This window comes from Streptomyces sp. P9-2B-2, assembly GCF_030406865.1.
GTDB classification, from domain to species: domain Bacteria; phylum Actinomycetota; class Actinomycetes; order Streptomycetales; family Streptomycetaceae; genus Streptomyces; species Streptomyces platensis.
Window position 1 is genome coordinate 2,590,967 of sequence record NZ_CP129126.1, and the last position, 21,180, is coordinate 2,612,146.

Genomic DNA, 21,180 nt, shown 5'->3' on the forward strand with positions numbered 1-21,180 from the left:
GTAGGGGGTGCTCCGCCCTCACTGCACCCGTGGGCGTACGAGTCCGGACTCGTAGGCGATGACGACGAGCTGGGAACGGTCCCGGGCGCCCAGCTTGGCCATCGCGCGGTTCACATGGGTCTTGACGGTGAGCGGGCTGACCTCCAGCTGCTCGGCGATGCCGTCGTTGGACAGCCCGCCGGCCACCAGGATCAGCACCTCCCGCTCCCGGCCGGTCAGCGTCGCCAGCCGCTCGCTGCCCCGGTCGCCGGGCCCGCCGTCGGCGGAACTGCCGCCCTGCGCGAGGAACTTGGCGATCAGCCCCTTGGTGGCGACGGGCGAGAGCAGCGCCTCACCGGCCGCCGCGATCCGGATCGCGTTCAGCATCTCGTCCGGCTCCGCGCCCTTGCCGAGGAAGCCGCTGGCGCCGTTCCGCAGCGACTGCACCACGTAGTCGTCGACCTCGAAGGTGGTCAGGATGACCACCCGGACGTCGGTCAGCTCCGGGTCCTCACTGATCAGGCGGGTGCCCGCGAGGCCGTCCACACCGGGCATCCGGATGTCCATCAGCACGACATCGGGCCGCTCGGCCCGGGTCAGCTCGTAGGCCTGCGCCCCGTCGGAGGCCTCCCCCACCACCCGCATGTCCGGCTCGGAGTCGACCAGCACCCGGAACGCACTGCGCAGCAGCGCCTGGTCATCGACGAGCAGCACCTTGATCGTCACAATGTCTCCCCCGTACGGACGGTCTGAAGCGGAAGGGTCACCCGAACCTGGAAGCCGCCGGCCGCGCGCGGGCCGGTCACGACCGTGCCGCGCAGCGCGAAGACCCGCTCCCGCATCCCGATCAGGCCGTGGCCGCCGCCGCTGTCCTCCGGCTCGCCGGGCCCGCCCGGCTCCACGGGCGGCCGGTCGCCGCCCTTCTGCCGCGGAATGCCGGCCCGGCCCGCGCCGTCGTCCAGGACGGTCACGGTCAGCGTGGTGTCGGAGTGGCTGATCCGTACCGTGGCACGGGCGCCCTCACCGGCGTGCTTGTGGACGTTGGTCAGCGCTTCCTGGACCACACGGTAGGCGGTGAGGTCGATGGAGGCGGGCAGCGGCCGCGGCTCCCGCGGGATGTCCAGGTCGACGGGGATGCCGGCCCGGACGAAGCCGTCGACGAGCTGATCGAGTACGCCGAGGCCCGGGGCGGGCTCGGTCGGGGCCTTGGGGTCGTCGGACTGCCGCAACAGGCCGACGGTGGCGCGGAGTTCCTCCAGCGCCGAACGGGAGGCCTCCCGGACGTGCGCCAGCGCCTCCTTGGCCTGGTCGGGCCGGTTGTCCATGACGTGCGAGGCGACCCCGGCCTGGACGTTGACCAGCGCGATGTGGTGGGCGACGACATCGTGCAGCTCACGGGCGATCCGCATGCGCTCCTCGGCGACCCGGCGCCGGGCCTCCTCCTCGCGGGTGCGCTCGGCCCGTTCGGCGCGCTCGCGGATCGCGGACACGAACGCCCGGCGGCTGCGGACCGCGTCACCGGCCGCCGCGGCCATGCCCGTCCAGGCGAAGATCCCGATGTTCTCCTGGGCGTACCAGGGGCGGGGCCCGTAGAGCATCGCGGCGGCGGTCAGCCCCACGACGGTCAGCGCGCCGACCCGCCAGGTGGTGGGCCGGTCGGTGCGGGAGGCCAGGCTGTAGAGGGCGATCACGGCGGAGGCGGCCACCGGGGCCCGCGGGTCGCTGGAGCGGGCGACCAGTTCGATGATCGTGAGCGAGCCGGTGGCCGCCAGGACCGTACGGGGCAGCCGGCGGCGCAGCACCAGGGCGGCACAGGCCAGCGCGGCCAGCACCACGGTGATGGCGGACGGCTCATGGGCGGCGAAGCGCGGGCCGTGCGGGCCGTGCGGGTCGGCCACCGCGCCGAAGAGTATGCAGGCGAAGGCGGCCCCGGCCAGGACGGCGTCGAAGGCGAGCGGATGCTTCCGGTACCACCGGAAGCGGCCGGTGCGGGGCGCGTCCGGGCGGGGGTCGAGGAGGCTCACAAGAGCAAACGGTAGCGCCCCGGTCCCTCGCGGGGCCGGGGCGCGGTGCGCTGGAGTGGAGTGTGCAGGCCGGGAGCGGCCAGGTTTCAGCCCGGGATGAGGCCGTCGTCGCCGAGCATCTCCCGGACCTCACCGAGGGTCGCGTCCGGGGCGGGGAGGATGAGTTCGGACGGTTCCAGGGCGTCGTCGGGAAGCGGCGTGCCCATCCGGCGCACCGCTTCCAGCAGGGCCCCGAGGGTGCGCCGGAAGCCCTCCTCGTCGCCGCTCTCCATCTCGTCGAGCAGCTCATCGTCCAGTTTGTTGAGCTCGGTGAAGTGGGCGTCGTCCAGCTTCACCTGGCCCTCCCCCATGATCCGTACGATCACGACGGTCTCCCTTGGTCCGGTCCGACGATCTCTGGCGAGGCTAACCGCCGCCGTCCCTCACTGCTTGTCGAAACGCGGCCCGTTCTGCTGCGGCGAGGACTGCCCCGCACCGTTCTGTCCGCCCTCGATGGCCTGCTGGCCCGCCGACGAACCGCCCGAGAGCTCCGCCTTCATCCGCTGGAGCTCCAGCTCGACGTCGCTGCCGCCGGACAGCCGGTCCAGCTCGGCGGTGATGTCGTCCTTGGCCATACCGGACGGGTCGTCCAGCGCACCGGAGGCCATCAGCTCGTCGATGGCACCGGCCCGGGCCTGGAGCTGCGCGGTCTTGTCCTCCGCGCGCTGGATGGCCATGCCGACGTCGCCCATCTCCTCGGAGATGCCGGAGAACGCCTCGCCGATCCGGGTCTGCGCCTGGGCGGCCGTGTAGGTGGCCTTGATCGTCTCCTTCTTCGTACGGAAGGCGTCGACCTTGGCCTGGAGCCGCTGCGACGCGAGCGTGAGCTTCTCCTCCTCACCCTGAAGCGTCTGGTGCTGCGTCTCCAGGTCGGTGACCTGCTGTTGCAGCGCGCTGCGCCGGGTCAGCGCCTCACGGGCCAGGTCCTCGCGGCCGAGCGCCAGCGCCTTGCGGCCCTGGTCCTCCAGCTTGGCGGACTGGCCCTGGAGCTGGTTGAGCTGCAGCTCCAGGCGCTTGCGGGAGGTCGCCACGTCGGCGACGCCGCGGCGTACCTTCTGAAGCAGCTCCAGCTGCTTCTGGTACGAGTAGTCGAGGGTTTCGCGCGGGTCTTCGGCCCGGTCCAGGGCCTTGTTGGCCTTCGCGCGGAAGATCATCCCCATCCGCTTCATGACACCATCGCTCATGGGCCTCGCGCGCCCCCTTCTGACCGAGTCACCTCGGGCTTCGGCTCCAGCACATCTACAGACCCCACAGTACGGGCCCTGGTTCCATTACCGCACTGTTCGCGCCCGGATGCGCTCCTCCTCCAGGACGATCGCAGGGCCCGGCTTCTCCCGCGCAAGGAGTAGGGAGAGTCCGGACAACCGGCGCGATGTCTGATCTGTCCCGGCAGGAAGGGGCTTCTGTCCCGGTAAGGACCCGGTCGCGGGACGCGCCGTTGCCGGATCGTTCCCCGTCGGACCGTGGCTCACCCCCGGCGAGCACGTACCCTTGGGTTTTGTGTTCCGAAGCCGTTCGAAGGATGAGCAGGCCGCGACCGCCAAGGTGACCGCGGACCAGCCCCAGCAGCCCCGCGACCCGCAGGCCCCCAAGGGCCGCCCGACACCGAAGCGCAGTGACTCCCAGTCGCAGCGCCGCTCGCGTGCGCATACGCCGGCCAACCGCAAGGACGCGGCCAAGGCCCAGCGTGAGGCGCGCCGTGCCGACATGGCCCGCCAGCGTGAGGCGATGGCCAGCGGCGACGAGCGGTATCTGCCGGTGCGCGACAAGGGACCGGTGCGCCGGTTCGCGCGGGACTACGTCGACTCCCGCTGGGCGGTCGCCGAGTTCTTCCTGCCGATGGCCGTGGTGATCCTGGTGCTCACCATGATCCGGGTGCCGTCGATCCAGAGCATCGCGCTGATGCTGTGGCTCGTGATCATCGTGCTGATCGTGCTCGACTCGGTCCTGATCTGGTTCCGGCTCGGCAAGCTGCTCCAGGAGCGCTTCCCGAACGAGAACCTCAAGGGCGTGAAGGCGTACGCGGTGATGCGCACGCTCCAGATGCGGCGGCTCCGGCTGCCGAAGCCGCAGGTGAAGCGCGGCGAAAAGCCGTAGTCGCTGCGGCGGAATCGCTGGTGACGCCGGGCCGGACCCCTCAGGGGCCCGGCCCGGCGTCTTCGGTTCTCAGCCCTCCGCGTCCGCGTGCAGGCTCATGGGGCCCGCGTAGATCTCGGTCGTGTCCTCGAAGAGCCTGACCTGGTCGACGCCGCCCTCCAGGAGGGCCTTCCACTCCTCGCCGATCCAGGACTCCGCGTCGCCCTGCGTGGTGAACTCCTCGGGTTGCACGGCCGGCGCCGTCTCCGAACCGTCGGCCTTCTCGAACCGCCACGTCCACGCCATCTGCGCCTCCTGGATCCCACCGAGTACGAGTCTGTGCCCCCGCGGAGCGCCTCGAAGTGCCCTCCGCCGGGCCGTTCTTCCGTGCTGATCGGCAGCCTAACGGCCGTGTCGAGTCCGCCCCCGCCGCGCCCGCCGGGCGGGGACGCGAGAAACTCGGCGGTGTGGATGTGACTCTCCTCGGCACCGGGGCCCCGCAGGGGCTGCCGCGGCCCGGCTGCCCGTGTGCCGCCTGTGCGACCGCCGTCGGCGACGAGGCGCGGGCGGCCACCGCGCTGCTCGTCGACGGTGCGCTGCTGATCGATCTGACCCCGGGCCCGGCCTTCGCGGCCGCCCGCGCCGGGCAGTCGCTGACGGGCGTGCGGCAGGTGCTGCTCTCGCATCCGCACGACGGTCCGGCGCTGGAGGTCCCGGCCGGGCTGCCGCAGCCGGGCCGGGTCGCGGACGGGCGGGAGCTGGCGCTGCTCGACGGGCACCGGGTGCGGGCCCTCGCGGTGGACATCCCCGGGACCGGCTACGAGGTCTCCGGCGCCGGGGGCGAGCGGCTGCTGTATCTGCCGCCGGGCGCGGCCCCGTCCGGGCTGGACGGGAACGGCCGGCCGGCGGGCGGCGGTGACCAGGACACCGACGGCGACGGCCCGTACGACCTGGTGCTGCTCGATGTGCTGGGGCGGCCCGATGCGCTGGCCAGACTGCGGGCGAGCGGGGCGGTCGACGCGGCGACGGATGTGCTCGCGGTGCACCTGGACCATCAGGCGCCGCCGGGGCCCGAGCTGCACCGGCGGCTGGCGGCGGTGGGGGGCCGTGCGGTGGCGGACGGCAGCACACTGCGGGTCGGTGAGTTCCACGCGGTGCCGGATCTGCCGCGGCGCACGCTGGTGCTGGGCGGGGCGCGCAGCGGGAAGTCGGTGGAGGCGGAGCGGCGGCTGGTGGCCTTCCCGGACGTGGTCTACGTGGCCACCGGCGGCACCCGGGACGGCGACGAGGACTGGGCACAGCGGGTCTCGCTGCACCGCGAGCGGCGGCCGAACAGCTGGCGCACCGTCGAGACCTGCGATCTGGTGCCGCTGCTGGCCGAGCCCGGCGCTGACCCCGGCACCCGGTGGCCGGCCGAGGCGTCACCGCTGCTCATCGACTGTCTGGCGCTGTGGCTGACGCATGTCATGGACGAGGTCGGGGCGTGGGACGACGCGACCTGGGAGGCCGGAGGCCGGCGGGCGCTGCAAGAGCGGACCGACGCGCTGGTGGCGGCGGTGCGCGCGACGCGCCGGCGGGTGGTGGCGGTCAGCAACGAGGTCGGCTCCGGCGTCGTCCCGGCGACCCCGGCGGGCCGGCGGTTCCGGGACGAACTGGGGCGGCTGAACGCGGCGTTCGGCGCGGAGTGCGAGCAGGTGCTGATGGTCGTCGCGGGCCAGGCGGTGGCACTGCGGGGGTGACGGGGGGGCCGGGGGCCGGGGGGCGCTTGTGCTGCGGGATGACGGAGGGCCGGGCGCCGGTGGGCGCTTGCCCTGCGGGATGACGGAGGGCCGGGCGCCGTTGGCCGCTTGCGCCGCGGGATGACGGAGGGCCGGGCGCCGTTGGCCGCTTGCGCCGCGGGATGGCCGGGGCCCTGCGGCCCGTATCCGTTTGCGCTGCGTGGATGACGGAGGCCCGGTGGGCACCGTGTCCGCTTGCCCGGGGGCGCGGGGCCGGGTGCTCTTGACCCGTGACCGAATCCGAGCGGACCGAGACGGCAGCGCCGGACGAGCGGGGGCCGGGGGCCCTCCGGGAGCCGGGGGCACGGGGGCGGCGTTTCGACGCGGCCGTACGCGGCTACCTGGCGCGGTATCCGGCGGCGACGGTGGTCGCGCTCGGGGAGGGGCTCGGTACCGGCTTCTGGCGGCTGGACAACGGGCTGCTGAACTGGCTGACGGTGCTGGCGCCGGAGACCGCCGCGGTGCGCCGGATGCTGCTGCCGGACGGTCCGCGGCGGCGTACCGTCGCCCGCGCGGTGACCGATCACCGCTGGCTGGACGCGGTACGGGAGCCGGAGCGCGGGGTCGTCGTCACCGCGCCGGGGGTGCTGATGCGGCTGTCGCCGTCCGCGGTGCGGGCGCTGCTGGCGGCGTGCGCGGAGCGGTTTCCCGGTGGTGCGCTGGTCTTTGACGCCCTGCCACGGACGGCGACGGCGCTGGCCCGGCGGGCCGCCGGGCCGGGCGGCGGCCGGTGGCCGGGTCCGGTGCGCTGGGGGCTGGACCGGGCCGAGCTGCCGCGGGTGGCCGGTATGCACCCGGGCATCGTCGCGGTGCGCGAGGTCGGCCCGGTCGGGTGGCTGCGCCGGATGCCGGTGCTGGGTGCGCTGACACCCCTGGTGTGCGAGGTGCGCTTCGCGGCCGCCCGTTCCCCCCGGCGGGCCTCGTCAGCGGTGAGTTGACGGTAATCTGCGCCCAATGAGCGCCCTGAACCTCGATGACTTCGCCCACCTGATCGAGCGCCCCGACGGCGGTGTGCGCCGTGACGCCGAGGAGCGGCGGGCGCGGCTGGCCGTAGCGCCGGGAGCGCTCGGCCGCCTCGACGAACTGGGCGAATGGCTGGCCGCCGCACAGCAGCAGGTGCCGGTGCGGCCGGTCGAGCGGCCGCGGGTGCTGCTGTTCGCGGGCGATCACGGGGTGGCGGAGCTGGGGGTGTCGGCCCGGCCGGCCGGCGGCACCCGGGAGCTCGTACGGGCCGTGCTGGACGGGGCGAGCCCGGCCGCGGTGCTGGCGCGGAACACCGGGGTGCAGCTGCGCGTGGTGGACGTGGCGGTGGACTGCGACCCGGAGGAGCTGCCCGAGGAGGTCACCCGGCACCGGGTGCGGCGGGGTTCGGGACGGATCGATGTCGAGGACGCGCTGACGGCCGAGGAGGCCGAGGCCGCGTTCCGGGCCGGGATGGCGATCGCGGACGAGGAGGCGGACGCCGGCACCGACCTGGTGGTGCTGGGCGATCTGAGCGTCGGCGGGACGACGGTGGCGAGCACGCTGATCGCCGCGCTGTGCGGGACGGACGCCTCGGTGGTCACCGGCCGGGGCGGCGCGGGGATCGACGACCTGGCGTGGATGCGCAAGTGCGCGGCGATCCGTGACGCCCTGCGGCGGGCCCGTCCGGTGCTCGGCGACCAGCTGGAGCTGCTGGCCACGGTCGGCGGCGCGGATCTGACCGCGATCACCGGTTTTCTGCTCCAGAGCGCGGTGCGCCGTACTCCGGTGATCCTCGACGGGGTGGTCTCGGCGGCCTGTGCGCTGGTGGCGCAGCGGGTGGCGTTCCGGGCGCCGGACTGGTGGCTGGCCGGGCAGGCGAGCGGGGAGCCGGCGCAGGCGAAGGCGCTTGACCGGATCGCGCTCAACCCTCTGCTCGACCACGGCGTCACTGCGGGTGAGGGGACGGGGGCGCTGCTGGCCCTGCCATTGGTGCAGGCGGCCGCGGCCCTGGCGGCAGAACTGCCCGTACGCGACTGACCCGGGGCCGGCCCACCGCGGCCGGCTCCACCGGAAGCGCCCGGGCGGGGGCCCGGACCCGGGCGCCGGCTGCACGCCCGTACCGGACCACCGGCGGCGCCCCATAAGATCGCGCTTTACACGTTTTATGGGAGACATCGCTTGAGTCCGGACGAAGGCCGCGTGCGCGGCTCATGGTCGCAGCGTGGTGCCGCGTTCGGCATCTGGTATCTGCGTACGGTCACCTTCCTCAATTTCCTGAGTGCGGTGTGGGTGTCGTTCGGCAATGACATCCGCCGGCACAACAGCGCGGAATTCTTCACTCCGTATCTGCTGACGGCGGGCTTCGCCTCCGCCGCCTTCTCGCTGTTCCTGTCGGTCACCCTGCGACGGGGCAAGCGGGCGGCGTGGATTCTGAATCTGACGCTGTCCGGGCTGCTGACGCTGCTGTTCGCCTTCGGGATGGTGGCGGCCCCGGAGTTCCGCGGCCATGTGCAGAACTGGGTGTCGCTGGTATTGACCGCGCTGTTCGCCGTCGCCCTGGTGGCCGGGCGCCTGGAGTTCGCCGCGAAGGGCGACCGCGCGAACCCGAAACTGGCGGCGGCGGTCGCGGCCGGCGGTCTGCTGGCCGCCTCGCTGCTCGCCGCGCTCCTGGTGACCGTCACCAACACCGCGGCCGGTCCCTCGACCTTCGTACAGCGCTGGCGCTACGGCCTGATGCGGCTGGTGTCGCTGGCCGCCGACGACCGTGCGTTCCCGGAGATCGCCACCCCGAACTGGGTCAATGTCGCGATCAATGTGCTGAGCACGCTGCTGCTGGTCGCGGTCCTGTGGGCGGCGTTCCGGTCCGTACGGAGCACCGAGGCACTCACCCCGGACGACGAGGAGCGGCTGCGGGCCCTCCTGGCGCGGCACGGCGACCGGGATTCGCTGGGCTACTTCGCGCTGCGGCGCGACAAGAGTGTGCTGTTCTCCCCCAGCGGCAAGGCCGCGGTCACCTACCGCGTGGTGGGCGGGGTGTCGCTGGCCTCCGGCGATCCGCTGGGCGACCCCGAGGCCTGGCCGGGAGCGATCGAGGTATGGCTGGCCGAGGCCCGGGAGCACGGCTGGGCGCCTGCGGTGATGGGGGCGAGCGAGGAGGGCGGCACGATCTACGCCCGGCACGGTCTGGACGCGCTGGAGCTGGGCGACGAAGCGATCGTGGAGACCGGGGAGTTCACCCTCGACGGCCGGGCGATGCGCACCGTGCGGCAGGCCTACAACCGCATCAAGCGGGCCGGCTACACGGTCACCATCCGGCGCCACGAGGACATCCCGGCCGACGAGATGGACCGGCTGCTGCGGCTGGCCGACGACTGGCGCGACGGGGAGACGGAGCGCGGTTTCTCGATGGCGCTGGGCCGGCTCGGCGACCCGGGGGACGGGCGCTGCGTGATGCTCGAATGCCGGAGCGGCGGCGGGGAGGAAGACGGGGAACTGCGGGCACTGCTCAGCTTTGTGCCGTGGGGTGAGAAGGGCCTTTCGCTGGATCTGATGCGGCGGGACCGGAACTCCGAGAACGGTCTGATGGAGTTCATGGTGCTGGAGCTGATCCAACGGGCGAAAGAGGTGGAGGTCACCCAACTCTCGCTCAACTTCGCGATGTTCCGTTCCGTCTTCGAACGTGGATCGCGACTCGGCGCGGGCCCGGTGCTGCGCCTGTGGCGCTCGCTGCTCAGCTTCTTCTCCCGGTGGTGGCAGATCGAATCGCTCTATCGCGCCAACGCGAAATACCGGCCGATCTGGGAGCCGCGGTACATGCTCTTCGAAAAGAGCACCGATTTGCTGCGCATCGGAATCGCCGCCGGCCGCGCGGAAGGTTTTCTGGAAGCACCCGGTCTGCCCAAGTGGCTGAACCGCAAGCACCTGGAGAATGTGAGATGACCTCCGCTGGGGCGGGGCGGCGGCAGGGACCCGCGCCGGGCCGGGGAGGAATGCCCGTCCTGCGTCGCGCCGCACGCGCCGAGTGGGGCCCGCTGCTGCGGACCGTACGGGCCGCGCTGGCGGCCTCGCGGCTGCGGGCGATCCCGGTGACGCTCACCGCGGTGGGCCTGACGCTGGTCTTCCAGTTCGTGCAGAACCAGGCCTGGGGCTACCGGGCGGTCCAGAACATCGGCTCCGTACAGGCCGATGAGCATCTGTGGCTGGCGCTGCTGCGCACCCCGCTGTCGCTGTTCGTGCCCGCGCTGGACCTGCCGGTGTGGGGTGCCCTGGCGCAGATCCTGGTGGTCTTCGGGATCGCCGAGATCTGTGTGGGCCGGCGGCAGCTGCTGGCCGTCGCCTACCTCGCCACGCTCGCCGGGACGATGTACGCCCGGATCGGCATCTGGATCGGCCCGGTGAGCCCGCTCGGGCTGCCCGACTCGGACAAGTACGTCACCGACACCGGGCCGTCGGCGGCGGTGGTGGGGCTGGCGGTGTTCGTGTGCTGGCGCTATCGCGCCTGGTTCACCTGTGCCGCGGTGGCGGTGGCGATGGTCGTCGAGGTGGTGTCCATCAAGAACAACCTGGCGGGCAAGGAGCATGTCGCGGCGGTGCTGGCGGTGCTGGTGCTCTGCGGGGTCATGGAGCTGTGGTCGCCGCGGAAGCCGGGGGACGACCGGCGGGTCAGCGGCTCGGCGCACCCCCGATGAAGTTCTCGACCCTGCGGCGCAGCGCTGACCAGCGGCGGTCGTGACGGTAGGCGCGGACCTGGGCACGGGCCCGCGTCTTCGGCCGGGTGCGGTAGAAGCGCCGGGCCCAGGGCGAGTGCGGCCGGGCCAGCCGGATCGCGCCGAAGAGCGCGACGAACGGCACGAACACCCCGATGACCGCCATCCGGCCCTTGCCCTTGACGAGGGCGATCACCGCGAAGAGGAAGTTGACGGCCACCGTCCGCACCACCGTCAAACGGTCGGTCTCCTCGTCGGGGCTGAGTTCATTGACGCCGAACGGCAGGAACCCGCCGAGGATCAGGGCGACCAGGGCGACGGTGAGGATGACGATCTCGACGCTCTTGGTGCCCTCCTCGGTCCAGTACACGTCGTCCAGGTGCAGGATGAGCGCGAACTCGTCCAGGACGAGGCCCACCCCGATCCCGAAGACCACCGCCGCGACCCCGGTGCCGAAGCCGCGCCGCCCGCCGGCCAGCGCGATGAAGCCGCCGAGGACCATCAGCAGCACGCCGGGGACGACATGGTGGATATGGACCCCGCCCGGGGTGATGTTGCGGAACGGGCCCTTGCCCGCGCGGATGAGACGGGTGACGGCCCGGGTCACCAGGAAGGTCAGCACGAACGAGGCGAGCGCGAGCAGCAGCGGCAGCTTCCCCGGCTCGACGATGTTGCGGTACCACCAGTGGCCCATCCCACACGCTCCCCTTTGTCGCGTAAGGACACATAGCCACCATTAGGCCCTGTCCGGGCGGCCGGAACCGGCAGTCAAACGCGGCGGACGCCCGGATAGCCTGCCGCGGTGACCGAGACCCCCGCTCCCCTGGCCCCGTCCGACGCCCTGCGCTTCGCGTTCGGCACGCTGACCGTGCTGCCGGTACGCGTCACCCGCTGGGACCGGGCCGCGGCGCGCGGCGGGATGCTCTGCGCACCGCTGGCCGGGCTGGTCGTCGGGCTGTGCGCGGCCGCGGTCGGCGGGGCGCTGCTGGTGCTCGGCGGCGGGCCGCTGCTCGCCGCGGTCGGCAGCGCCGCGGTGCCCGCCGTGCTCACCCGCGGGCTGCATCTGGACGGGCTCGCCGACACCGCCGACGGCCTGGGCAGCGGCAAGCCCGCCGAGGACACGCTGCGCATCATGAAGCAGTCCGACATCGGCCCGTTCGGGGTGATCACGCTGCTGTTCACGCTGCTGGCGCAGGTGGCCGCGCTGTCCGAGCGGTACGCGGAGGGCTGGGCGCACGGCGCGGTGGCGGCGGCCGTCGCGGCGGTCACCGCCCGCTGCGCGCTGACCCTCGCCTCCCGCGCGGGGGTACCGGCCGCCCGTCCGGAGGGACTCGGCGCGGCGGTCGCGGGCGCCGTCCCGGTGCGGGCCGCGCTGCTGTGTGCGGTGCTGGTGGCCGCCGGATGCGCGGCCGCCGGCGCCGGCTTCGGCCCGTACGGCGCGCTGCACGCCGGGCTCGCGGCGCTGTGCGGCCTGGGGCTGGGCGAGTTGCTGCTGCGGCACTGCCGGCGGCGGTTCGGCGGGGTGACCGGTGATGTGTTCGGGGCGCTCGCGGAGAGCGCGGGGCTCGCGGCACTGGTCGTGCTGACGCTCGGTTAGCCTGCCCCGGCGGCCCCGTCCGCGTACTCAACTGGCGTGTACGGAAGGGCAGTTCACCCGGCACGTCGGCAACCTCCGGGGCACCGTTATGTGCCGGTGTGCTATCGGACGGGCCTTGTGGCGCCGCCGAGCGTAGGCTCAGCCGGAGCAGCGCGCTGCGCGCAGACGGATTCCCCGGACGGAACAGGACCCTCATCACCGTGACTGCACTGACCCTCAGTACTTCTTCCGCCGCGACGCTGCGCGCGGATGCCGTCGTCGTCGGCGTGGCCAAGGGCGCCAAGGGCGTCGTTGTCGCCCCCGGCGCGGAGACCGTGGACAAGGCCTTCGGCGGCAAGCTCGCCGCCGTGCTGGAGACCCTCGGTGCGAGTGGTGCCGAGGGCGAGGTGACCAAGCTGCCCGCCGCGGACGGCCTCAAGGCGCCGGTCGTGCTGGCGGTCGGCCTGGGTGACGCGCCGGCCAAGGGCGACGGCTTCGGCCACGAGGCACTGCGGCGTGCCGCGGGCAGCGCCGCCCGCGCGCTGACCGGCACCAAGAAGGCCGGTTTCGCGCTGCCCGTCGAGGACGCCGACGCGGCCGCCGCGGTGAGCGAGGGCGCGCTGCTCGGCGCGTACTCCTACACCGCGAACCGCGACAACGGCGCCGCGAACGGCAAGGGCGGCAAGAAGAACGACGCCAAGTCGGCGCCGCTCGGGGAGGTCGCACTCCTCGGCGGCAAGCCGCGCGACAAGGAGTTCAAGGCCGCCGCCGCACGCTCCGAGGCGCTGGCCGCGGAGGTCAACCGCGCCCGTGACCTGATCAACATGCCGCCCAACGACCTCGACCCGAAGACCTTCGCGGCCGAGGCGCAGGCGGCGGCCAAGGAGTTCGGCCTCAAGGTCGAGGTGCTCGACGAGAAGGCGCTCAAGAAGGGCGGCTACGGCGGTCTGCTGGGCGTCGGCCAGGGCTCGCAGGCCCCGCCGCGGCTGGTGCGGATCGCCTACACCCACCCCAAGGCCGAGAAGACCCTGGCGCTGGTCGGCAAGGGCATCACCTACGACTCGGGCGGCATCTCGCTCAAGCCGGCCGGCCACAACGAGACCATGAAGTGCGACATGAGCGGTGCGGCCGCGGTGTTCGCCACGGTCGTGGCCGCCGCCCGGCTGGGCCTGGCGGTGAACCTCACCGGCTGGCTGGCGCTCGCCGAGAACATGCCCTCCGGCTCCGCCACCCGTCCCGGTGACGTCCTGACCATGTACAGCGGCAAGACCGTCGAGGTGCTCAACACCGACGCCGAGGGCCGGCTGGTGCTGGCCGACGCGCTGACCCGCGCCTCGGAGGAGTCGCCGGACGCGATCGTGGACGTCGCCACCCTGACCGGTGCCATGGTGCTCGCCCTGGGCACCCGCACCTTCGGGATCATGGCCAACGACGACGCTTTCCGTACCTCGGTCCACGAGATCGCCGAGGAGGCCGGCGAGCAGTCCTGGCCGATGCCGATGCCGGCCGAGCTGCTCAAGGGCATGGACTCCCCGGTCGCGGACCTCGCCAACATGGGCGAGCGGATGGGCGGCGGCCTGGTCGCCGGACTGTTCCTGAAGGAGTTCGTCGGCGAGGGCATCACCTGGGCCCACCTGGACATCGCGGGCCCGGCCTTCCACGAGGGCGCGCCCTGGGGCTACACCCCCAAGGGCGGCACCGGCTCCGCGGTGCGCACCCTGGTCCGGCTCGCCGAGCGCACCGCCGCGGGCGACCTGGGCTGATTCCCGGCCCGGGGATCTTCCCCCGGGCCCCTTCCCCGCACGGCCCCGGGCTGCTCGCCCGGGGCCGTTGGCGCGTATGCGTCCCGCGTTCGCCCTCAACGAAATCCGTACGGGCATACGCACCAGTAACCCTTACGAGGCGGCTGATCACCGTCTCAGTGCCCGGCCCGCCGTCCCGGCTTCGTGGAACAAGTGCGAAGATGGGTTCTCGGCAGGACAGGGCCCCCCTTACCCAGGGCCGAAGTAAAAGCGGCCGAACCACAGCCGCCGTCCGGTCATTGGAGACCGGCTCCGGCGTACCCATGCATGGAGGACGTGACGTGGCGAACGACGCCAGCACCGTTTTCGACCTAGTGATCCTCGGAGGCGGTAGCGGTGGTTACGCCGCTGCCCTGCGCGGGGCGCAGCTGGGCCTGGACGTCGCCCTGATCGAGAAGGGCAAGGTCGGCGGCACCTGTCTGCACAACGGCTGCATCCCCACCAAGGCTCTGCTGCACGCCGGTGAGATCGCCGACCAGGCTCGTGAGAGCGAGCAGTTCGGTGTCAAGGCCACTTTCGAGGGCATTGACATCGAGGCGGTCCACAAGTACAAGGACGAGGTCATCTCGGGCCTGTACAAGGGCCTGCAGGGCCTGATCGCCTCCCGCAAGGTGACGTACATCGAGGGCGAGGGCCGGCTGTCCTCCCCGACCTCCGTCGATGTGAACGGCCAGCGTGTCCAGGGCCGCCACGTCCTGCTGGCGACCGGCTCCGTGCCGAAGTCGCTGCCGGGCCTGGACATCGACGGCAACCGCATCATCTCCTCGGACCACGCGCTCACGCTGGACCGCGTGCCGAAGTCCGCGATCGTGCTGGGCGGCGGCGTCATCGGCGTCGAGTTCGCCTCCGCGTGGAAGTCCTTCGGCACCGACGTGACGATCATCGAGGGCCTCAAGCACCTCGTCCCGGTCGAGGACGAGAACAGCTCCAAGCTGCTGGAGCGGGCCTTCCGCAAGCGCGGCATCAAGTTCAACCTCGGCACCTTCTTCGACAAGGCCGAGTACACCGCCGACGGCGTGCAGGTCACCCTCGCCGACGGCAAGACCTTCGAGGCCGAGGTGCTGCTGGTCGCGATCGGCCGCGGGCCGGTCTCGGCGGGCCTCGGCTACGAGGAGCAGGGCGTCGCGATGGACCGCGGCTACGTCCTCGTCGACGAGTACATGCAGACCAACGTGCCGACCATCTCGGCCGTCGGTGACCTCGTTCCCACCCTCCAGCTCGCGCACGTCGGCTTCGCCGAGGGCATGCTGGTGGCGGAGCGGCTGGCCGGTCAGAAGACCGTGCCGATCGACTACGACGGCGTGCCGCGCGTGACGTACTGCCACCCCGAGGTCGCTTCGGTGGGTATCACCGAGGCCAAGGCCAAGGAGCTGTACGGCGCCGACAAGGTCGTCGCTCTCAAGTACAACCTCGCGGGCAACGGCAAGAGCAAGATCCTCAAGACCACGGGCGAGATCAAGCTCGTCCAGGTCAAGGACGGTGCCGTGGTCGGCGTCCACATGGTCGGTGACCGTATGGGCGAGCAGGTCGGTGAGGCCCAGCTGGTCTACAACTGGGAGGCCCTGCCGGCCGAGGTTGCGCAGCTCGTGCACGCGCACCCGACCCAGAACGAGGCGCTCGGCGAGGCCCACCTGGCCCTGGCCGGCAAGCCTCTCCACTCCCACGACTGACCCCAGTCCCGGGCGCGACCACATCCGCACCACACTTGTAAGGAGCAACTGAAACCATGGCGGTTTCCGTAACCCTGCCGGCGCTCGGCGAGAGCGTCACCGAGGGCACCGTCACTCGCTGGCTCAAGGCCGAGGGTGAGCGCGTCGAGGCCGACGAGCCGCTGCTCGAGGTGTCGACCGACAAGGTCGACACCGAGATCCCCGCCCCGGCCTCCGGCGTCCTGACCGCCATCAAGGTGGCCGAGGACGAGACCGTGGAGGTCGGCGCCGAGCTGGCCGTCATCGACGACGGCACCGGTGCGCCGGCCGAGGCCCCGGCCCCGGCCGCTGCCGAGGCGCCTGCCGCCGAGGCACAGCCCGAGCCTGCCCCGGCCCCCGCGGCCGAGGCCCCCGCCCCTGCCGCCGCCCCCGCGGGTGGCGCCGAGGGCACCGACGTCGTCCTCCCCGCGCTCGGCGAGAGCGTCACCGAGGGCACCGTCACCCGCTGGCTGAAGGAGGTCGGCGAGGAGGTCCAGGCCGACGAGCCGCTGCTGGAGGTCTCCACCGACAAGGTCGACACCGAGATCCCCGCCCCGGCCTCCGGCACCCTGCTGGAGATCGTCGTCGGTGAGGACGAGACCGCCGAGGTCGGCGCCAAGCTCGCCGTCATCGGTGCCGCGGGTGCCGCCCCGGCCGCCGCGCCGGCTCCGGCTCCGGCTGCTGCCGCTCCCGCGCCCGCCGCCCCGGCCGCGCCGGCCCCGGCCCCCGCGCCGGCCCCGGCCCCCGCGCCGGCCCCGGCCCCCGCGCCGGCTCCGGCCGCCCCGGCCCCGGCTGCCGCCCCCGCCGCCCCGGCTCCGGCCGCCGGTGAGGGTGCGTACGTCACCCCGCTGGTGCGCAAGCTCGCCGCCGAGAACGGTGTCGACCTCGCCACCGTCAAGGGCACCGGCGTCGGTGGCCGTATCCGCAAGCAGGACGTCATCGCCGCCGCCGAGGCCGCCAAGGCCGCCGCGCCGGCCGCCGCCGCTCCCGCCGTGTCGAAGGCTCCGGCCATCGAGGCGTCGCCGCTGCGCGGTCAGACCGTCAAGATGCCGCGGATGCGCAAGGTCATCGGCGACAACATGATGAAGGCCCTGCACAGCCAGGCGCAGCTGACCTCCGTGGTCGAGGTGGACATCACCAAGATCATGCGGATGCGCAACCAGGCCAAGGACGGGTTCGCGCAGCGTGAGGGCGTCAAGCTCTCCCCGATGCCGTTCTTCGTCAAGGCCGCGGTCCAGGCGCTGAAGGCCCACCCGGTCATCAACGCCCGGATCAACGAGGACGAGGGCACCATCTCCTACTTCGACACCGAGAACGTCGGTATCGCGGTGGACGCGGAGAAGGGCCTGATGACCCCGGTCATCAAGGACGCCGGTGACCTCAACATCGCCGGTATCGCCCGCAAGACGGCGGACCTGGCGGGCAAGGTCCGCGCGAACAAGATCACGCCGGACGAGCTGTCCGGTGCGACCTTCACCATCAGCAACACCGGTTCGCGCGGCGCCCTGTTCGACACCGTCATCGTGCCCCCGAACCAGGTCGGCATCCTGGGCATCGGTGCCACCGTCAAGCGCCCGGTGGTCATCAACCACCCGGACCTCGGCGAGACCATCGCGGTGCGCGACATGACCTACCTCGCGCTCTCCTACGACCACCGTCTGGTGGACGGCGCCGACGCCGCCCGCTACCTGACCACGGTCAAGCAGATCCTGGAGGCCGCCGAGTTCGAGACCGAGATCGGTCTCTGAGTCCCGGCAGTCGCGCAGCAGGCGTGTCCTAGGGGCCGGCCCCGGTTCGTACGAGCCGGGGCCGGCCCTTTTGCGTACCCCGGCACCCGTGCCGGGGTACACGTCCACCTCGCGGCCTTTGACAGGCCCCCCGCGCGCCTCCCGGATAATGGCCCTCTGTCACCGCCCGCTCTGAAGGAGCACCTCATGACCCCGCCCGTCGTCCATTCGCTGCGCGAGCAGATCCGCGAGCACATCCTCGAGGGGATCGTCAGCGGCCGCTGGCAGCCGGGCGAGCGGATCGTGGAGCGGCGGATCGCGGTGGAGCTGGAGGTCAGCCAGACGCCCGTACGGGAGGCGCTGCGTGAGCTGGAGTCGCTCCAGCTGATCGAGTCGGCGCCGAACAAGGGCGTACGGGTACGGAACCTGACCGCCGCCGACCTCAAGGAGAGCTACCCGGTGCGGGCCGGGCTGGAGCAGGTGGCCGCCGAGCTGGCCGCGGGGCGGCTGGCGGAGAACACCGGGGCGCTGGAGCGGGAGGTGGCGGCGCTGCGCGAGGCGGATCTGGCCGGTGACGGGGAGGCGCAGGTGCGGCACACGGTGGCCTTCCACCGGGAGATCGTCCGGGCGGCCGGGAACGCCGTACTGCTGCACACCTGGGAGTCGCTGGGCATCGAGGTCTGGACGACGCTGTCGATCCGCTGGTTCAGCCCGGAGCCGCGCTCGCACGCCCAGGACCACCAGGAGATCGTGGACGCGTTCCGGCGGCGCGATCCGAAGATCGGCGCCCTGCTCAAGTCGCATGTGCTGAGCTGCGCACCCCGGGTCTGAGGCGGCGCCGGGAGGGCGCGGAAACCCCCCTTCAGGACTGGCACGCGGTGCCCGAAAATGCGGCACCCCGTGCCGACCTGCGGTTTTTCCTTCGTTGAGCGTTGATCGATCATCGATCAGAGGCGTATCGTCCTCCCTCGGGGCGCGACAACCCTGCCTGCCGAACTTGTAGGGGGTGTCGTCGCGGGCCCGTCCACCCTGAGGACGCGGCCCGGCCACGACGGCACCCCCCGAGCTACCCTCCCGTCCGGAAAGGGGCCACCCATGCCCGATCCCGTGCGCCTGCCGTACAGCCAGCTCGACCAGCTCCCGGATCGCGACCCCGAGGAGACGAGCGAGTGGCGCGATTCGCTCGACGCCGTCACCAAGGCAGCGGGCCCGCATCGCGCCGCGTACCTCATGCGCCGTGCCCTTGAGCACACCGCGCGCACCGAGGGCACCGCCCTGCCGTCCCTCCTGGAGACGGACTACGTCAACACCATCCCGACCTCCGCCGAGCCCGCCTTCCCGGGCGACGAGGCGATGGAGGCCCGGATCACCGCCTGGAACCGCTGGAACGCGGCCGCGATGGTCACCCGCGGCTCCGCGCTGGGCCTGGGCGGCCACATCGCCACCTTCGCCTCCGCCGCCTGGCTATACGAGACCGGCTTCCAGCACTTCTTCCGCGGCAAGGAAGGCGACGGCAGCGGCGACCAGCTCTACATCCAGGGCCACGCCTCCCCCGGCGTCTACGCCCGCGCCTTCCTCGAAGGCCGCCTCACCGAGGACCACCTCGACCGCTTCCGCCAGGAGACCGGCGGCGAGGGCCTGCCCTCCTACCCGCACCCGCGGCGGCTGCCCTGGCTCTGGGAGTTCCCCACCGTCTCCATGGGACTCGGCCCGCTCTCCGCGATCTACCAGGCGCGCTTCAACCGCTACCTGGAGCACCGCGGCATCAAGGACACCGCCAACTCCCACGTCTGGGCCTTCCTCGGCGACGGCGAGATGGACGAGCCCGAGTCGACCGCCGCCCTGGCGCTGGCCGGCCGCGAGGGCCTGGACAACCTGACCTTCGTCATCAACTGCAACCTCCAGCGCCTCGACGGCCCGGTCCGCCCCAACTTCAAGATCGTGCAGGAGCTGGAGGCCCAGTTCCGCGCGGCCGGCTGGAACGTCGTCAAGTCGCTGTGGGGCCGCGCCTGGGACGAGATCTTCGCCCTCGACACCGACGGCGCCCTGATCCGCCGCCTCGGCGAAACCCCCGACGCGCAGTTCCAGACGTACGCCACCCGCGACGCCGCCTACCTGCGCGAACACTTCTTCGGCGCCAACGAGTCCCTCCGGGCGCTCGCCGCCGGCCTCTCCGACGCCAAGCTGCTGGAGCTGTTCCAGACCTCCCGGGCCGGCCACGAGCCGCGCAAGGTGTACGCCGCGTACAAGGCCGCCGTCGAGCACCAGGGCGCGCCCACCGTCATCCTGGCGCAGACCGTCAAGGGCTACACCCTCGGCGCGGGCTTCGAGTCCCGTAACGCCAACCACCAGATGAAGAAGCTCACCATGGCGGAGTTCCGCACCATGCGTGACGTGCTCGAACTCCCCATCCCGGACAGCGCGCTGGAAGGCGACCAGGTGCCGTACTGGCGCCCCGCCGACGACTCCCCCGAGATGGTCTACCTGCGCGAGCGGCGCGCCGCCCTCGACGGCCCGGCCCCCGCCCGCAAGGTCGTCGCCAAGCCGCTGCCGATGCCCGCCGACAAGGCCTTCGACGCCCTGAAGAAGGGCTCCGGCAGCCAGGAGATCGCCACCACCATGGCGTTCGTCCGGCTGATCAAGGACCTGATGCGGGACAAGGAGACCGGCAAGCGCTGGGTCCCCATCGTCCCCGACGAGGCCCGCACCTTCGGTATGGAGTCCCTCTTCCCGACGGCCGGCCTCTACTCCCCCAAGGGCGCGACGTACGACCCGGTCGACCGCGATCAGCTCCTCTGGTACAAGGAAGCCAAGGACGGCCAGATCCTCAACGAGGGCATCACCGAGGCCGGTTCGCTCGCCGACTTCACCGCCGCCGCGACGTCCTACGCGACGCACGGCGAGCCGATGATCCCCTTCTACATCTTCTACTCGATGTTCGGCTGGCAGCGCACCGCCGACCAGTTCTGGGCGCTGGCCGACCAGTTGGGCCGCGGCTTCGTCATCGGCGCCACCGCCGGCCGTACCACGATGACCGGCGAGGGCCTCCAGCACGCCGACGGCCACTCGCACCTGATCGCCTCCACCAACCCGGCGGCGCTCTCCTACGACCCCGCCTTCGCCTACGAGGTCGCGGTCATCGTCAAGGAGGGCCTGCGCCGCATGTACGGCCCCGAGGCCGAGGACGTCTTCTACTACCTCACGGTCTACAACGAGACCAAGGTCCAGCCGGCCATGCCGGAGGGCGTCGAAGAGGGCATCCTCAAGGGCCTGTACCGCTTCAACGAGGGCACCCGCCCCGAGGCCGACAGCCCGCAGCTCCAGCTGCTGGCGTCCGGCACCGCCATCCACTGGGCCCTGGAGGCACAGCAGCTGCTGGCCGCCGACTGGGGTGTGGCCGCGGACGTCTGGTCGGCCCCGTCCTGGACGGAGCTGCGCCGGGACGCCCTGGAGTGCGATGCCGCCCGTCTGGACGGCGACGACCGCATCCCGTACGTCACCCGTGCCCTGGCCGGCGCCCCCGGCCCGGTCATCGCGGTCAGCGACTGGATGCGCGCCGTCCCCGACCAGATCGCCCCCTGGGTCGAGCAGGACTGGACCTCCATCGGCACCGACGGCTTCGGCCTCTCCGACACCCGCGAGGCGACCCGCCGCCACTTCGGTGTCGACCCCCAGTCGGTCGTCGTCCAGGCCCTGGCCGCCCTCGCCCGCCGCGGCGAGGTCAAGCTGGAGGCCGTCAAGGAGGCCAAGGAGCGGTACGGCCTCTGAGCCACGGGCCGCGCAGCGGCTCACCGGGGCGGCGGCCGACCGCCGCCCCCGCC

Annotated in this window: 18 protein-coding genes; 12 read left to right on the forward strand and 6 right to left on the reverse strand. The window is 72.5% G+C overall.

Annotated elements, in window-relative coordinates; all coding sequences use genetic code 11:
- Positions 1–18: 18 nt before the first annotated feature.
- From QT196_RS11255 to QT196_RS11270, 4 genes are all read right to left on the reverse strand, one after another.
- Positions 19–705 carry a response regulator transcription factor gene (locus tag QT196_RS11255; protein ID WP_085925383.1) on the reverse strand — a complete coding sequence of 229 codons (687 nt, stop codon included), beginning with the start codon at positions 703–705 and terminating at the stop codon, positions 19–21.
- Entirely contained in the window at positions 702–2,003 is a 1,302-nt protein-coding gene (locus QT196_RS11260; RefSeq protein ID WP_168478735.1) for a sensor histidine kinase, read from the reverse strand. The genes QT196_RS11255 and QT196_RS11260 overlap by 4 nt, the downstream gene beginning before the upstream one ends.
- Positions 2,004–2,089: 86 nt before the next feature.
- Entirely contained in the window at positions 2,090–2,368 is a 279-nt protein-coding gene (locus QT196_RS11265; protein WP_168478736.1) for a hypothetical protein, read from the reverse strand.
- Positions 2,369–2,425: 57 nt separating this feature from the next.
- Positions 2,426–3,226, reverse strand: a complete 801-nt coding sequence (locus QT196_RS11270) for a PspA/IM30 family protein (protein ID WP_168478737.1) — start codon at positions 3,224–3,226, stop codon at positions 2,426–2,428.
- Between the two features lie 316 nt (positions 3,227–3,542).
- Here QT196_RS11270 and QT196_RS11275 point away from each other — a divergent pair, with 316 nt between their 5' ends.
- The gene (locus QT196_RS11275; protein WP_168478738.1) at positions 3,543–4,139 is read left to right on the forward strand and encodes a DUF3043 domain-containing protein; all 597 of its coding nucleotides are present in this window, start codon (positions 3,543–3,545) and stop codon (positions 4,137–4,139) included.
- Between the two features lie 69 nt (positions 4,140–4,208).
- Here QT196_RS11275 and QT196_RS11280 read toward each other — a convergent pair whose 3' ends face one another.
- On the reverse strand, positions 4,209–4,424 hold the full coding sequence (locus tag QT196_RS11280; RefSeq protein WP_168478739.1) for a hypothetical protein: 216 nt from the start codon (positions 4,422–4,424) through the stop codon (positions 4,209–4,211).
- A gap of 161 nt (positions 4,425–4,585) precedes the next feature.
- On the opposite strand from QT196_RS11280, the gene QT196_RS11285 reads away from it, so the two are divergent.
- The 5 genes from QT196_RS11285 to QT196_RS11305 all read left to right on the forward strand — a co-directional run bounded on the left by QT196_RS11285 (position 4,586) and on the right by QT196_RS11305 (position 10,548).
- Complete coding sequence (locus QT196_RS11285; RefSeq protein WP_266730439.1) at positions 4,586–5,857, forward strand: bifunctional adenosylcobinamide kinase/adenosylcobinamide-phosphate guanylyltransferase; 1,272 nt, start codon at positions 4,586–4,588, stop codon at positions 5,855–5,857.
- Between the two features lie 269 nt (positions 5,858–6,126).
- A complete protein-coding gene (locus tag QT196_RS11290; protein WP_168478741.1) occupies positions 6,127–6,834 on the forward strand; it encodes a class I SAM-dependent methyltransferase in 708 nt (235 codons plus the stop codon).
- Between the two features lie 16 nt (positions 6,835–6,850).
- Positions 6,851–7,897, forward strand: a complete 1,047-nt coding sequence (gene cobT, locus QT196_RS11295) for a nicotinate-nucleotide--dimethylbenzimidazole phosphoribosyltransferase (protein WP_168478742.1) — start codon at positions 6,851–6,853, stop codon at positions 7,895–7,897.
- Positions 7,898–8,038: 141 nt separating this feature from the next.
- Complete coding sequence (locus tag QT196_RS11300) at positions 8,039–9,799, forward strand: phosphatidylglycerol lysyltransferase domain-containing protein (protein WP_266730444.1); 1,761 nt, start codon at positions 8,039–8,041, stop codon at positions 9,797–9,799.
- 50 nt (positions 9,800–9,849) lie between these two features.
- A complete protein-coding gene (locus QT196_RS11305) occupies positions 9,850–10,548 on the forward strand; it encodes a hypothetical protein (protein ID WP_266730446.1) in 699 nt (232 codons plus the stop codon).
- Here QT196_RS11305 and QT196_RS11310 read toward each other — a convergent pair.
- Complete coding sequence (locus QT196_RS11310; RefSeq protein ID WP_085925375.1) at positions 10,523–11,260, reverse strand: hypothetical protein; 738 nt, start codon at positions 11,258–11,260, stop codon at positions 10,523–10,525. The two genes, QT196_RS11305 and QT196_RS11310, sit on opposite strands and share 26 nt — an antisense overlap.
- A 108-nt stretch (positions 11,261–11,368) precedes the next feature.
- Between QT196_RS11310 and QT196_RS11315 the strand changes: the two genes are divergently transcribed.
- The 6 genes from QT196_RS11315 (at position 11,369) to aceE (ending at position 21,127) form a co-directional block, all read left to right on the forward strand.
- Positions 11,369–12,163: an adenosylcobinamide-GDP ribazoletransferase gene (locus QT196_RS11315; RefSeq protein ID WP_290354832.1), complete on the forward strand. Its 795-nt coding sequence runs from the start codon at positions 11,369–11,371 to the stop codon at positions 12,161–12,163.
- A 200-nt stretch (positions 12,164–12,363) separates the two neighbouring features.
- Positions 12,364–13,905 (forward strand): leucyl aminopeptidase, encoded by a 1,542-nt coding sequence (locus QT196_RS11320; RefSeq protein ID WP_168478745.1) that lies wholly within the window; start codon positions 12,364–12,366, stop codon positions 13,903–13,905.
- Between the two features lie 320 nt (positions 13,906–14,225).
- Positions 14,226–15,614 carry a dihydrolipoyl dehydrogenase gene (lpdA, locus tag QT196_RS11325; protein WP_085925372.1) on the forward strand — a complete coding sequence of 463 codons (1,389 nt, stop codon included), beginning with the start codon at positions 14,226–14,228 and terminating at the stop codon, positions 15,612–15,614.
- 56 nt (positions 15,615–15,670) lie between these two features.
- Positions 15,671–17,380, forward strand: a complete 1,710-nt coding sequence (sucB, locus tag QT196_RS11330; protein ID WP_290354833.1) for a 2-oxoglutarate dehydrogenase, E2 component, dihydrolipoamide succinyltransferase — start codon at positions 15,671–15,673, stop codon at positions 17,378–17,380.
- Positions 17,381–17,566: 186 nt separating this feature from the next.
- Complete coding sequence (locus tag QT196_RS11335; RefSeq protein ID WP_168478747.1) at positions 17,567–18,190, forward strand: GntR family transcriptional regulator; 624 nt, start codon at positions 17,567–17,569, stop codon at positions 18,188–18,190.
- A 264-nt stretch (positions 18,191–18,454) separates the two neighbouring features.
- The gene (gene aceE, locus QT196_RS11340; protein ID WP_290354834.1) at positions 18,455–21,127 is read left to right on the forward strand and encodes a pyruvate dehydrogenase (acetyl-transferring), homodimeric type; all 2,673 of its coding nucleotides are present in this window, start codon (positions 18,455–18,457) and stop codon (positions 21,125–21,127) included.
- Positions 21,128–21,180: the final 53 nt, after the last annotated feature.